Below are 13,356 nucleotides of genomic sequence, written 5' to 3'. Positions count from 1 at the left end.
CCCCCGCTGAAGCGGCTGTGGAGCGCGCAGTTCGTCGGGGGCATCGGCGATGCCCTGTCCCTGCTGGTGCTGGTCCTGCTCGCACTCCAGGCGGCGCTGTACGTCCCCCTCACCGGCCAGCCCGTCTTCGGCGGCGGCTACCGGGGTGCGGCACTGGCGGTCACCACCGTCTTCGCCGTACGCATGCTGGCGACGCTCCTCTTCGGGGCCGTACTGCTGGGCCCGCTGTCCGCGCTCACCGCGCCGGGCGGCACCCTCGACCGGCGCTGGACGATGATCGGCGCGGACGGGCTGCGGCTGGTCCTGCTGGTCCTCGCGCCCCTGTGGATCGACTGGACGCCGCGCGGCGCGCTCATCTGGCTGCTGGTCACCGTCTTCCTCATGGGCGCGGCCGAGCGCGTATGGACCGTCGCGCGGGAGAGCGCGGCGCCCGGGCTGCTGCCCGCGCCTCCCATTGAGGGCGCGGCCGTACGACCGCTGCCGGACAATCTGGACGCGCTGCGCCGCCTGACGCTGCGTACGGCGTTCGTGGCGCTGCCGCTGGCCGCCGCCGCGCTGATGCTGGTCACGCTGCTCGGGAATCTGCTGGGCACCGGGATCTCGTGGTTCCAGACCCATCAGGCCGCGCTGGGCTCGTATGTGGCCGCCGGTCTCTTCGCCGCGTCCGTATCGATCCTCTACTTCGTCCAACTGCCCGCCCTTCCGACGCCGCGCCCGCGCTCCCCGCTGGAGGGGCTGCGGCGGCCCAAGCGCGGGCCGGGCGCCGGTGCCGGGCAGGCCGGCGCTGGGCAGACCGGTGCCGGGCAGGCCGTCGGCGGGCAGGCCGGTGCCGGGCAGGCCGGTGCCGGACCGGCCGGTGACTCCGACCGGAACGGTGGCGGCGACGGCAGCGGCGCGGCCGACGCGGGCGGCGGTGTCGACAAGGGCCGTACGGGAGCGGTGCCGCTGCTCGTCCTGGCCTGCGCCGCGACGGCCGCCGCGATCGCCGCGGCCGTCGCGGTCTGCGTCCTGCACGCCGTCGACCTCGGAGGCGGACCGGTCGGCTTCGCACTGCTGGTGCTCGCGCTGAGCGGCGGGCCCGTCCTGGGCATCCGCGGCGCCCGCAAGGTGCTGCCCACCCTCTCCCGGCGCCGGCTGCTGGCCCTCGCGGTGGCCGTCACGGGTCTGGCGCTGCTGGCCATGGGCCTGGTGCCGGACACGACGACCGTCCTGCTGCTGGCGCTGCTGGCCGGGTTCGGCGCGGGCGTCACGGCCAACACCGGACACACGCTCCTGGAGCAGGAGACCGAGGAGCCGCGTGCCGCCCGGATGACCGGACACCTGCATGCGGTCGTACGGCTCGCGCTCGCACTGGCCGCCGTCCTGGCGCCCCTGCTGGCGGCGGCCATCGGCCCGCACCACCTCGGGGAGGGCGCGTTCGTCTTCGCACACGGCGGCGCCGCGTTCGTCCTGATGCTGGCGGGCGCGCTGCTGCTGCCGGTCGCGGCGTGGGTGCTGTCCAAGCTGGACGACCGGCAGGGCGTACCGCTGCGGCGCGATCTGCGCGCGGCGCTGCACGGTGCCGAGCCGGCCCAGGCGCCCTTCCCGACCGGCTTCTTCATCGCCCTGGACGGCGGCGACGGCGCCGGGAAATCCACCCAGGTCCAGGCGCTGGCGGAGTGGATCCGCGGCAAGGGCCACGAGGTCGTGGTCACCCGCGAGCCCGGCGCGACCGCCATCGGCAAGCGGCTGCGTTCGATCATCCTGGACGTGAAGACCTCGGGCCTGTCCGACCGGGCGGAGGCGCTGCTGTTCGCCGCCGACCGTGCCGAGCACGTCAACAGCGTCATCCGGCCCGCCCTGGAGCGCGGCGCGGTCGTCATCACCGACCGCTACATCGACTCCTCCGTCGCCTATCAGGGCGCCGGACGGAACCTGGCCCCCACGGAGATCGCCCGTATCTCGCGCTGGGCGACCGAGGGCCTGGTCCCGCACCTGACGGTGCTGCTGGACGTGTCGCCGCAGACCGCCCGGGAGCGGTTCACCGAGGCGCCGGACCGGATGGAGTCCGAGCCGGCCGAATTCCACCAGCGGGTACGGACGGGGTTCCTGACCCTGGCCGCCGCCGACCCCGCGCGCTACCTCGTCGTCGACGCGGGCCAGGAGCCCGAGGCCGTCACCACGGTCGTACGCCACCGCCTGGACCAGGTCCTCCCGCTGTCCGAGGCCGAGATCAAGGCCCGCGACGAGGCGCGCAGGGCGGCGGAGGAAGAGGCCCGGCGCAAGGCCGAGGAAGAAGCGGCACGCAAGGCCGAGGAGGAGCGCGCCGAGCGCGAGCGGCAGGAACAGCTCGCCAAGCTGCGCGCCGAGGAGGAGGAGCGCAAGCGCCGCGAGATCGAGGAGGCCAAGGCGCGCGAGGCGGCCCGGCAGGCCGAGGAGGCCCGTCGGCGCGCCGAGGAGGCACGCCAGGCGGCGGAGGAGGAGCGCAGGCGGCGTGCGGCCGAGGAGCGCGCGCGGGCCGCGGAGGCGGAGCGGCGGCGCAAGCAGGCCGAGGAGGAGGCGCGGCTGCGGGCGGAGGCCGAGGAACGGCGTCTGGAGAAGCAGCGCAAGGCCGAGGAGGCGCTGCTGCGGGCGGAACAGGCGCGGCTGGCGGCAGCGGCAGCGGCTTCGAACGCGGCGGCGGCCGGGACGGCTGCGGCTGGTGGTAGCGCCGGGGCGGGTGGTGCCGGTGATTCCGATGGTGCCGCTGATTCGCGTGGTGTTGCCGGAACGGTCGACTCCGATGCGCCGACGACCCCGACGCCTGTCGTCAACCTGCGTAAGGGCGAGCGGGCGGACGGCGGTCCGGAGGACTCGCCGGGCGCAGATGTGGCTGGTGCGACCGGCGCGTCGAGTGCCCCCGGAGCGTCCGGAGTGACCGGAGTGACCGGTGTGCCGGGTGCGGCGGACGAGACGGCTGTGCTGCCGCCCGTACGGCCCGTGAACGCCGCGGACGAGACGGCCGTCCTGCCGCCCGTACAGCCCCAGGGCCGGGTGACCTGGCCCGGCACACCGGCGCACGGCGGTGACCGGCAGGGCGGGCCGGCCCCGCAGGACCGCCGGTACCCGCAGCCGGGGCCGCGGCAGCCGCATCTGCGGCAGGAGGACGACCCCGCAGACCGGGTGCCGCCGTGGGTGTTCCGTCCCGAGGAGCCCCGTACGGCCATGCCCGCACCCGACACGGGTGTGGAGCGGACGCGGGAACTGCCGCAGATCGATCCCGCCACGGGCCGTCCGGTCGAGCCCGCCCCGCGCGACCGGCCGCGGCCGAGCTGGGCGGAGGAGACCCCGCTCGACGACCTGCCCACGCTCGCCGACGAGCTTCTGGGCCCGCGCGGTGACGAGCGGGCCGAGGAGCGCGGTGCCGGGGGCTGGGCCGAGGACGGCGACGACGGCGGACGGGGTCAGGGCCGGGGCCGCCGCGGCAGGCGCGGCTGACGTCCGCCGCCGCCCCGTCCTCGGCGTCGATTGTCAGTGGGGTGCACCACAATGATTCAGACGCGACGTAACGGAACGGAAAGGCGGGGCGGCGATGGCGGTGTGGGACGACCTGGTCGGCCAGGACCGGCTGGCGGAGCAGCTCGCCGCCGCAGCGCGGGACGCGGACGCCTTGGTGACGGCCGAGAGCGTGCCCGCGGATCTCATGGGGCAGGCGTCCGGGGACCCGGGCGCACCGGGTGAAGGCGCGCCGGGTGAAGGCGAGCCGGGCGTGCGGGCCGGCACGTCCAAGATGACCCACGCCTGGCTGTTCACGGGCCCGCCCGGCTCCGGACGGTCCACCGCCGCCCGTGCCTTCGCCGCCGCCCTCCAGTGCGTCAGCCCGGACCGCGCGCTCGGCGGTGCCCCCGGCTGCGGTTTCTGTGACGGCTGCCATACGAGCCTGGTAGGCACCCACGCCGACGTGGAGGTCGTCCGTACGGACCTGCTCTCGATCGGTGTGAAGGAGACCCGTGACCTGGTACGGCGCGCCTCCCTCGCCCCGGCGGGCGGTCGCTGGCAGGTGATCGTCCTGGAGGACGCCGACCGGCTCACCGAGGGCGCCGGCAACGTCCTCCTCAAGGCCGTGGAGGAGCCCGCGCCGCGCACCGTATGGCTGCTGTGCGCGCCCTCCATCGAGGACGTACTGCCCACCATCCGCTCCCGCTGCCGGCACGTCACCCTGCGGACGCCCCCGGTCAGTGCGGTCGCCGACGTCCTCGTACGCCGGGACGGCATCGAGCCCGAGGCCGCCCGGATCGCCGCGCAGGCCACCCAGGGGCACATCGGCCGGGCCCGCCGGCTGGCCACCGACGAGCGGGCCCGCGCCCGCCGCGCCGCCGTCCTGAAGCTGCCGCTGCGCATCGACGACATCGGCGGCTGTCTCAAGGCGGCCCAGGAACTGATCGACGCCGCGGCCGAGGACGCCAAGCAGGTGGCGGAGGATGTCGACGCGAAGGAGACCGAGGAGCTGCGCGCGGCGCTCGGCGCCGCGGCCGGTACGGGCGGCCGGCTGCCGCGCGGCACCGCGGGCGCGATGAAAGAGCTCCAGGACAAGCAGAAGCGCCGCTCCACCCGCACCCAGCGCGACAGCCTCGACCTGGCCCTGACCGACCTCACCGGCTTCTACCGCGATGTGCTGGCCCTCCAGCTCGGCTCCTCGGTGCCGCTGGCGAACGACGAGGTCCGCGACAGCCTCCAGCGCATCGCCACCTCCTCCACCCCGGAACGCACCCTGCGCCGGATAGAAGCGGTCATCGCCTGCCGCCGGGCCCTGGACCGCAACGTCGCCCCCCTCCTGGCCGTCGAGGCCATGACCGCGGCCCTCCGCGCAGGCTGACCGACGCGGCCCCCGGCCGCACCGCCACCGCCACTGCTCTCGTCCCCCGGCCTCCGCCCCGTCCCACTCACCGGGCACTCCGGCCCCACTCACCCGTACGAGTGCAGGGCCCACACCCTCATGTGGCCACCCGGATACGCTCCGTCCACCACCCCTTACCGCCCCACCGCCATCGCCGCCGCTCCACCGTCGACGGGGGCGAAAACCGAGGACCAAGGGACCGCCCATGGAGATCAGCCGTCCACACCGCGCCATCGGCGCCGCGCTCGCGATCGCCGCCCTGCTTCTCTCCGGGTGCTCCTCCGGCCCCTCGGCGGCCGGTTCCTCACCCACCGGCCGTACGAGCGGCGGCACCGCCCCGGGCTCGGCCCCCGCTCCCGAATCCGGCCGCGGATCCACGCCCGGCGCCCTCCAGCCCCTCCCCGCCACCGTCCCCGCCTCCCTCAAGCCGTACTACGCCCAGAAGCTGAACTGGCGAGACTGCGATGCCGACGGCTTCCAGTGCGCCACGATGAAGGCCCCCCTCGACTACGCGGCCCCCAGCGCCCACACGGATCTCCGACTCGCCGTGGCCCGTAAGAAGACCACCGGCCGCTCCGGCGGCCGAATCGGCTCCCTCATGGTCAACCCGGGCGGTCCCGGCGGCTCGGCGATCGACTACCTGGAGAAGTTCGCCCCGGAGCCGGCGGCGGTCCGCGCGCGCTACGACCTGGTGGCGATGGACCCGCGCGGCGTGGACCGCAGCGAACCGGTCAAGTGCCTGACCGACAAGGAAATGGACACCTTCGTCCGTACCGACCAAACCCCCGACGACCCGTCCGAGACAACCCGGCTGGTCAGCGCCTACAGCGCCTTCGCCAAGGGCTGCCGCACCCGCTCCGGCCCCCTCCTGGGGCATGTCTCCACCATCGAGGCGGCCCGCGACATGGACATCCTGCGCGCCGTCCTCGGTGACGACAAGCTCACCTATGTAGGGGCCTCCTACGGCACCTTCCTCGGCGCAACCTACGCCGGCCTCTTCCCCACCCGCACCGGCCGGCTCGTCCTGGACGGCGCCCTGGACCCCTCCCTCCCCTCCCGCACGACCAACCGCGACCAGACCGCCGGCTTCGACACCGCCTTCACGGCCTTCGCCACCGACTGCGTCAAGCGGAGCGACTGTCCCCTGGGCAGGGACAACCCCCGCGAAGCCGGCAAACGCCTCTCCGCCCTCTTCGCCCGCCTGGACGCCCACCCCGCCGAAACCGGCGGCCCCCGCAAACTCACCGAGTCCCTGGCCACGACCGGCGTCGTCGCCGCCATGTACGACCAGGGCGCCTGGCCCCTTCTGCGGCAGTACCTCGCCCAGGTCATCAAGGGCGACGGCCGCGGCCTGCTGGCTCTCTCCGACAGCTACTACGAGCGCGACCCCGACGGCAGGTACACCAACCAGATGTTCGCCAACCCCGCCGTGAACTGCCTGGACCTCCCGCCTGCTTTCTCCGGCCCCGACGATGTACGCGCCGCCCTCCCCGCCTTCCGCGCCGCCTCCCCGGTCTTCGGCGAGAACTTCGCCTGGTCCGCCCTGAACTGCGCGTACTGGCCGGTCCGCCCCACCGGCACCCCCACCGCATCGAGGCCAAGGGCGCACCCCCGATCGTCGTCGTCGGCACCACCCGCGACCCGGCCACCCCCTACCGCTGGGCCCGCTCCCTCGCCTCCCAGCTCTCCTCCGGCACCCTCCTCACCTACGACGGCGACGGCCACACCGCCTACGGCCGCGGCAGCGACTGCATCGACACCGCCATCAACACCTACCTCCTGGAAGGCACCCCGCCCCCACCCGCCAAACGCTGCTCCTGACCAGCCCCGCAACCCGTTTCGAAGCACCCCCCACCCATGTGTAGACTGGGCCCCGCACCACGCCGCCTTAGCTCAGTCGGCCAGAGCGACGCACTCGTAATGCGTAGGTCAAGGGTTCGATTCCCTTAGGCGGCTCAGCGAGAAAGCCAGGTCAGACCATTCTGACCTGGCTTTTCTCTTACCGGAGGAGTCCACCTCAGCCAGTGGCGGCGCTTCGGTTCGTGCCACCGCATCCCAAGGGAAGCGCAAGGAGAGCGCATGAGCGCAGAGCTTGTGCAAAGAGGTGCGCGAGAAACTTCGCCCGAGCGCCGCCGAAGGGGATCGGTGAGTCGCCGTATCGAACTGCGCCGCCGCATGCGGGACTACGTGCGCGGGCTGCAGCACCTGCTCACCGACGCGAAATAAAAGCCCGACGAGACCCACGAGGACTGCGGGAATACGTCGCTGCCAAGCTCCCCCTCAGCCGCGGCATGAGGTGCTACGGCTGCAATGTCCCAGGCAGGGAACTTGCCCTGCCATGAATGCTCCAGGAGTGCAGTGGGCAGGCGCTACGACGCCACCTCGATGGGGAAGCTCGCGCGGTTGGGTATGCAGGACGTGGCGAGCGAGCCGTAACAACGAGGCCCTGGCCTATGCGGTCTGGCTCTCATCGCTCCGATACCCCTTGTGCCGCTGGAGGGCCTCGTTCGCAGCAGCCGGGATAAATGTGGTCACGTCAGCAGACATGCAAGGCCCGCACCGCGCCCCGCGTCCCGGACCTCCGCGACGGGCTACGCGTCGAACTCGTCGCGCCAGGCGAAGTCGAGGAGTGCCTGAGGGAGGTAGTCGGTCTCAACCTCGACCGGGATGCCGTTGGCCTTGGCCAGGCAGGCGATCGCCAGCGGAGCGAGGGCCACGACGCCCAGGATGTTGTGGGCGCGGTCCTCGTCGGCGGTCCAGTACTCCTTGTGCCAGCGGACGGCGTCGGCCAGGGCCTCGTTGAAACCGGCGGCGTCGTTGCGCAGGTAGCGGTAGAGCATCATGATCGGCGGGTACCGGAGCTTGATCATCTCCTCCGCGTCGACGACGCGGGCGTGCTCGGGAGCACTCAGGTCCACGGCGCGCACCAGGTGCGTGCGCAGGTCGTCCCGGTGGAGCCAGAAGCTCTGGAGGGTCTCCACCCAGGCGTAGGTGTACTCGTCCAGGGCGCCGCCGAAGTCGCGCAGAAGGGAGACCGGGATCCGGGCCAGCATGTCGAGGCGGCCTGCTTCAAGGCAGATGACCGCGAGGTAGAAGGCGTCGAGCCAGGTGTCCGCGTTGAGGTAGGTCTGCGGCCCGGTGGTGGCGAGGTGGCGCTCCTCCTGGCGGATCTTGCAGGTGACCGTTTCCCGGTTGGGATCGGCGGCGGCGAAGACGGCCGAATGTACCTGCATAGCCAGCAGCCAGGACTCCCAGGTCTCCAACATGCCGGCAGTGGGGTCCCCGACACAGCGGACGAGGGCGACGTTCAGCGACCTCATGACTGCGCCCGACCTGGAGTTGTGCGAGGTCTCGATCTCCTCCAAAGAATAGGACAGCGACCGCTCCATGACGGGAACCACCGCTGCCATCTGTTCCAGGTGTCTCATGTGGGGAACTCACCGCACCAGTTGCGTTTGATGAGGACGGCGGGAAGGTAGTCGGACTCGACCTCGATGGGGATGCCCGAGTCGTGGGCGATGCAGGCCATGGCGAGGGGGGCGAGCGCGACGAGGCCCGGAATTGTGGCGGCTCGGTCCTCTTCGGTCCAGTACTCCTTGTGCCACTGGAGGGCGGCGACGAGTGCACGGTTGAAGCCGGCATGGTCCTTGCGGACGATCCGGTGGAACATCTCCATGGCCGGGTACATCAGCTTGCCCACCGTCTCCGGGTCGGTGACGGTTTCCGGGTCCGTGCCGTCCACCGCTGCCACCAGCTTCTGGCCGAGGTCGGGGCCGCCGAGCCAGTAGGTCTGGAGGGTGTCGATCCAGGCGAACTGGAACTCGTCGAAACGCGAACCGTTCTCGCGCAGCAGGGACAGTGGCACCTGGCACAGGGCCGTGATCCTGTCCCGTTCCCGGCACACCACGGCCAGGTAGAAGGCGGTGAGCCAGGCGTTCGGATGCACGTACCACTGCGGGCCGGTGGCCTGGAGTGTCCGATCCTTGTGCGCAATGCGGCACTCAACTCGCGCTTCGGCCGTGGTCGCGGCAGCGAACACCGCGGAGCCGACCTGCATCGCATTCACCCAGGCATCCCACGTGGGGAAGATCGCCGCCCTCGGGTCCATCAGGCAGTGCGCCTTGGCCAGCATGAGTGTGGTGCCCAGGGCATCGCCCAGCCTGGTGGAGCGCGCCTCCAGCCCGTCGATCAGCTTCTGTGCGCTGCTTTGGAGTACGGCGAGGCCCTCTTCCGCGTTTCCCGCAGGAAAGGGGTGGCGGGGAATGCTCATGTGGCTCACGTGGGGAACTCACCCAGCCAGGAACGGTCCAGGAGCCGGATGGGCAGGTACTCGGATTCGACCTCGATCGGGAATCCGGCGTCGTAGGCGAGGCATGCCATGGCCAGCGGTCCCAGGGCGAGGTAGCCGGCGATGTCGTCGGAGCGGTCCTCTCGGCTCCAGTACGCCTTATGGAGTTCGAGTGCCTCCGCGAGCGCTTGGTTGAAGCCCTCGTGGTCCTTGCGTACGAACAGGTAGAAGAGGTGGATCGGCGGATACAGGATGCACTGGAGGAGGTCGCGGGGTGTGATCGTCGCGATGTCCGGGTGGGACATCTCGATCGTGGCTGTCAGCTTTTCGACGAGTCCCGGCTCCTCGCGCCAGTATGTCTGGAGACTGTCGACCCAGTGGTAGACGTACTCGTCGCCCTCTGCCCCGGACGCGCGCAAGAGATCGAGCGGCACCTGGCACATCTTGTCCATACGGGCCTGGTCACGGCAGATGATGACGAACCAGAGCGTGGTCAGCCAGTTCCCGGCGTTCGCGTAGAACTGCGGTCCCGCCGCCTGGATGGTGCGAACTTCGCCCGTGATGCGTGCCTCGAACGGTCCCTCGGCCGCCGCAGCGGCGAAGGCTGCCGTACCGACCTGCATCGCGGAGACAGTGGCCACCCAGGTCGGGAGTCGGTTACCCCGGGGATTGAGTGCCTGGTGCATCTGCACCTGAAGAAGCGCCTCGTTCAGCGCCATGCCGAAGACGGCCGGCGACGCATTCAGGCTCCGGACACTGTCCTCGAGCCCTTCGGCCAGACGCTCCGTGGCATGCTCATCGACCGCGGGAAGAAGGCGCCGCTCCACCTTCAATGTCATGGATCACTTACCGATCACGTCGGGAACTCACCCACCCACGTGTGCTTGAGCAGGTGCTTGGGGAGCTACTCGGACTCTACCTCGATCGGTAGCCCGGCATCATAGGCCATGCATGCGACGGCCAGGGGGCCGAGGGCAACAAGGCCATCGCTGCTCAGGGACCCCGCGCCGGCGCACTCACGGGGAGGGAGCACAACGCTCACATCGGTGGTAGCGGCGGGCCCTTGGGGCCGGTGTTGCCGTCCATCCAGGCACGAATCCCTCGGCTGTTATCGCGCGGTAGGCGAAGTGGTAGTTGAGCGGCACGAGTTCTGTGATCGGCCGGTCGTAGCTCAAGCGTCGACCTCGCCGACCCAGCCGAACTGCAGAAGTTCCTTGGGCAGGTACTCAGAATCGACCTCGATCGGGAAGCCGTTGTCGTAGGCCATGCATGCAATGGCGAGCGGGGCTAGGGCCACCAGGCCATCACCGTTTAGGGATCGCGCCTCGTCGCCGGTCCAGTACTGCTTGTGCCAGGTGAGGAATTCGGCCAGGGAGGCGTTGAATTTCTCGGTCTCTCCGCGGTTGTAGAGCTGGAAAAGCTCGAGCGGCGGATAAAGGATCTTCAGCAACGTCTTCTCGTCGGCGATCCGGGCAACCTGGGGGCTGGCGCTGTCAATCGCCTCGACCAGCTTGTTCCACATATCGTCTGCCCGGCGGAACCAATAGCTGTGTAGGGCCTCCACCCAGCTGTAGACGTACTCGTCGAACACGGCGCCGGACTCACGGAGGAAAGACACCGGCACGTGCATGAGCCGGTCGAGGCACTCATTCTCACGGCAGATCGTCGCCAGATAGACCGCGGTAAGCCAGGCTCCCGCGTGCGTGTAAGAGGTCGGTCCGGTAGCCGGGAGATGCTTTACTTCCCCTGCGATCCCGATGCGGAACGGCACTGGACCTTCCGCCGCCATAGCCGAATCAAACAGCCCGGAGCCGACTTGCATGGCTGTGACCCACGCCTCCCATGTCTCCAACTTCGTTGCTTGAGGGTCGACCGCACAGCATGACATGGCCACGTGCAAGGTGCAGTCGAGGGCCCGGGAGCGGGACATCTCCGATTGTTCAAGGCGATCGATGACCCGGCTGGTGCTCTCCATGAGCGCTGCCATGTCCTCCTGGGTTGCCTCTGCCGGGAAGTCATGGCGGGGAACGCTCGTGACCACTGAATCTCTCCTCTAGCCCTGGGTATTCAGCGGAATTGGGCCGTCTGACGCCCCGATAGCGGGAAGGTGCCGTTGACTTGCAAGGATGTGAGTGTCTAGGTCATATCCGCTGCGGGAGCAAGGCACCTTTCTGGTGGTTGAGCGTACAGGGCGGGACCGTCGGCTGTCGGTGGTGGCTGACGGGAAGAGGCTGGTCGGGCATGCCGGGGCGGTGCTGCTGCGCCGATGACGCGCGGGCGGCTCACGTGGGGAACTCGCCGAGCCAACCGCGGTGCAGGAGGTGCTTGGGCAGGTACTCCGACTCGACCTCGATCGGGATCTCCCCGTCATAGGCGAGGCAGGCAACAGCAAGCGGGCCCAGAGCGATACGACCGTCGGGATCCGCTGCCCGGTCCTCGTTGGCAGTCCAGTACGCCTTGTGCAGCTCCAGCGCCTCCACCAGAGCCTGGTTGAAGCCCTGCTCATCTTTGGTGACGAAGCGGTGGAAGAGGTTGATCGGTGGGTAGAGCACGGCCTGCAGCAGAGGCAGAGGAGTGACTGAAGTCGCGTCTGGGTGCGACGTCTCGATCGCGACGATGAGCTTGTCAACCAGCCCCGGCCGCTGCAACCAGTACGTCTGCAGGACGTCTACCCAGTGGTAGATGTACGCGTCGTACGCCCCCTCTGGCGAACGGAGGCGGTCAAGCGGGATCTCGCACAGCTCGGTCATCCGCTTCTGGTTCCGGCACACAACCGCCAACCAGAACGACGTCAGCCAGTTACCCGCGTCAGCGAAAGAACTCGGACCGAGCGCTGGGATGTTGCGCAGCTCCCGGTTGATTCGGCACTCGACAGTTCCTTGACTCACGCCTGCTGCGGCGAACATCGCAGAGCCCAGCTGCATCGCGTTGACGACCGCTTCCCACGTCTCCAGCTCCGCGGCTCGCGGATCGATCGTGCAGCGGGCTTGCAGGTATAGAAGAGTGGTATTGAACGTAGAGTCGATCATCTCCGAGGACTGCTCAAGTTCGTCGATGTCCTCCGTCAGGTCCTGGCCCAGCTCCTGCGCCCACTCCGCAGCATTGGGGCCTGGCGCCCCGTGCCGGGCGACAGTGGTGGCCATGCTGCGGCTCAAGAGGAGCCAAGGATTTTCGTCGTCACCGATTCGATGAATGCGGCAGCCTCGATTTCTGTGGTCTGGACATGGTCGACTTCGTTGTGGCCGAGGTCGTACAGCTTCAGGTACTCGGTCGGTTCCCAGCGGAGGTTGCGGGTGAAGGCTTCGTCATACGTCTGCCCTTCGTCGATCCGACGCCGGACAATTCCGCGCGGTTTCTGCCGGGGGTAGCCCTCGCTGACCTTCGCGTAGTAGGTGATCTGCCCTTCGGCGTCGAGTGCGTCGAGTGTGGCTGGGGCGAGTGTGACAAAGGGCGTAACGGAAGCGTTGCTCTCCACGTTGCCGAGCGGGATCATCACGCCGTTGAGGCCGAGATAATCCTCCAGGAAGTACCCGCCGCCCCGTTCGTACATAAGGAGGAGCGGTTCATAAGGGTCCGGCAAATCGGCAGGTAGGTCGTCACGGGCGTCGCGGATGGCTGCCCACCGGATAGCGGCTCGGCAGGTCCGCTTCAGCGAAGTCGGCGCGAGCCCGGCCAGGACTTGTTCCACTTCGTCTGCGACCTCGGAGGGCATCTGGAGCTCCGCATCGACACGCTCCGTGATGTCGAAGAACGGCCAGGACTGCTCTGCCCCATAAGCACGCGCCCACAGAGCCGCTCGTCGGAGGTATTCGCGCATGAGTAGAGCACGCGAATTGGCGTGATCGGATGCCGCGAAATCGTCGCCCCAGTCAATGGCGCGCAGTCGCTCCAACACCCTGCGTGAAGAACTCTCGGTCACTTCAGGTTCACCCCCTTGGCTCGCAGTTCCTGCATAATATCCTTCGCGAAGTCATCGATGTTGGACAAATCAGTGGCTAATAGATTCGTCTTGGGGTGCCTGAGGCCGAGCTTCTGCCACTGTGTCCCGAAACCACCCCTTTTGCAGGGTTGGGCGCCAGGTCGTGTGCACCTGCTGCGGACAGGCCCTTCGGCGACTTCCTGCCGTCGCTCGTGGTGAAGAAGGACGGCTCGTACGTGCTGACCTGACCATCAGCCGTCCCCGGGTCGTGGCCCGGGAGCGGCAAGGGGCAGC

At 69.7% G+C, this 13,356-nt stretch carries 9 protein-coding genes, 1 tRNA gene and 2 pseudogenes; 5 read left to right on the top strand and 7 right to left on the bottom strand.

Annotated features, from left to right (window positions below):
* The first annotated feature begins 66 nt into the window (after window positions 1-66).
* The 5 genes and pseudogenes from tmk to KGS77_RS15295 all read left to right on the top strand — a co-directional run bounded on the left by tmk (window position 67) and on the right by KGS77_RS15295 (window position 7,081).
* A complete protein-coding gene (gene tmk / locus KGS77_RS15315) occupies window positions 67-3,456 on the top strand; it encodes a dTMP kinase (protein ID WP_242581747.1) in 3,390 nt (1,129 codons plus the stop codon).
* A 94-nt stretch (window positions 3,457-3,550) separates the two neighbouring features.
* On the top strand, window positions 3,551-4,834 hold the full coding sequence (locus KGS77_RS15310; RefSeq protein WP_242581746.1) for a DNA polymerase III subunit delta': 1,284 nt from the start codon (window positions 3,551-3,553) through the stop codon (window positions 4,832-4,834).
* A 226-nt stretch (window positions 4,835-5,060) separates the two neighbouring features.
* Window positions 5,061-6,676, top strand: a pseudogene (locus KGS77_RS15305) (alpha/beta hydrolase).
* Window positions 6,677-6,737: 61 nt separating this feature from the next.
* A tRNA-Thr gene (locus tag KGS77_RS15300) sits at window positions 6,738-6,811 on the top strand.
* 123 nt (window positions 6,812-6,934) lie between these two features.
* Entirely contained in the window at window positions 6,935-7,081 is a 147-nt protein-coding gene (locus tag KGS77_RS15295; protein ID WP_242581745.1) for a hypothetical protein, read from the top strand.
* 365 nt (window positions 7,082-7,446) lie between these two features.
* On the opposite strand, the gene KGS77_RS15290 is transcribed toward KGS77_RS15295, so the two are convergent.
* From KGS77_RS15290 to KGS77_RS15260, 7 genes and pseudogenes are all read right to left on the bottom strand, one after another.
* Window positions 7,447-8,283: an immunity 49 family protein gene (locus KGS77_RS15290; RefSeq protein WP_242581744.1), complete on the bottom strand. Its 837-nt coding sequence runs from the start codon at window positions 8,281-8,283 to the stop codon at window positions 7,447-7,449.
* Window positions 8,280-9,125 carry an immunity 49 family protein gene (locus tag KGS77_RS15285; RefSeq protein ID WP_242581743.1) on the bottom strand — a complete coding sequence of 282 codons (846 nt, stop codon included), beginning with the start codon at window positions 9,123-9,125 and terminating at the stop codon, window positions 8,280-8,282. Before KGS77_RS15285 ends, KGS77_RS15290 begins: the two co-directional genes overlap by 4 nt.
* A 5-nt stretch (window positions 9,126-9,130) precedes the next feature.
* On the bottom strand, window positions 9,131-9,862 hold the full coding sequence (locus KGS77_RS15280) for an immunity 49 family protein (protein ID WP_242581742.1): 732 nt from the start codon (window positions 9,860-9,862) through the stop codon (window positions 9,131-9,133).
* 185 nt (window positions 9,863-10,047) lie between these two features.
* A pseudogene (locus KGS77_RS35020) lies at window positions 10,048-10,134 on the bottom strand (Imm49 family immunity protein); the annotation flags it as partial.
* A gap of 180 nt (window positions 10,135-10,314) precedes the next feature.
* A complete protein-coding gene (locus KGS77_RS15270) occupies window positions 10,315-11,184 on the bottom strand; it encodes an immunity 49 family protein (protein WP_242581741.1) in 870 nt (289 codons plus the stop codon).
* Between the two features lie 241 nt (window positions 11,185-11,425).
* Window positions 11,426-12,286 (bottom strand): immunity 49 family protein, encoded by an 861-nt coding sequence (locus KGS77_RS15265; RefSeq protein ID WP_242581740.1) that lies wholly within the window; start codon window positions 12,284-12,286, stop codon window positions 11,426-11,428.
* Between the two features lie 8 nt (window positions 12,287-12,294).
* Entirely contained in the window at window positions 12,295-13,062 is a 768-nt protein-coding gene (locus KGS77_RS15260; RefSeq protein ID WP_242581739.1) for a hypothetical protein, read from the bottom strand.
* Between the last annotated feature and the right edge of the window lie 294 nt (window positions 13,063-13,356).

The sequence above is a fragment of the Streptomyces sp. MST-110588 genome (assembly GCF_022695595.1).
Lineage (GTDB): Bacteria > Actinomycetota > Actinomycetes > Streptomycetales > Streptomycetaceae > Streptomyces.
The sequence above is the reverse complement of the archived record's forward strand: the minus strand, read 5'-3'. Positions and strand labels throughout refer to the sequence as shown.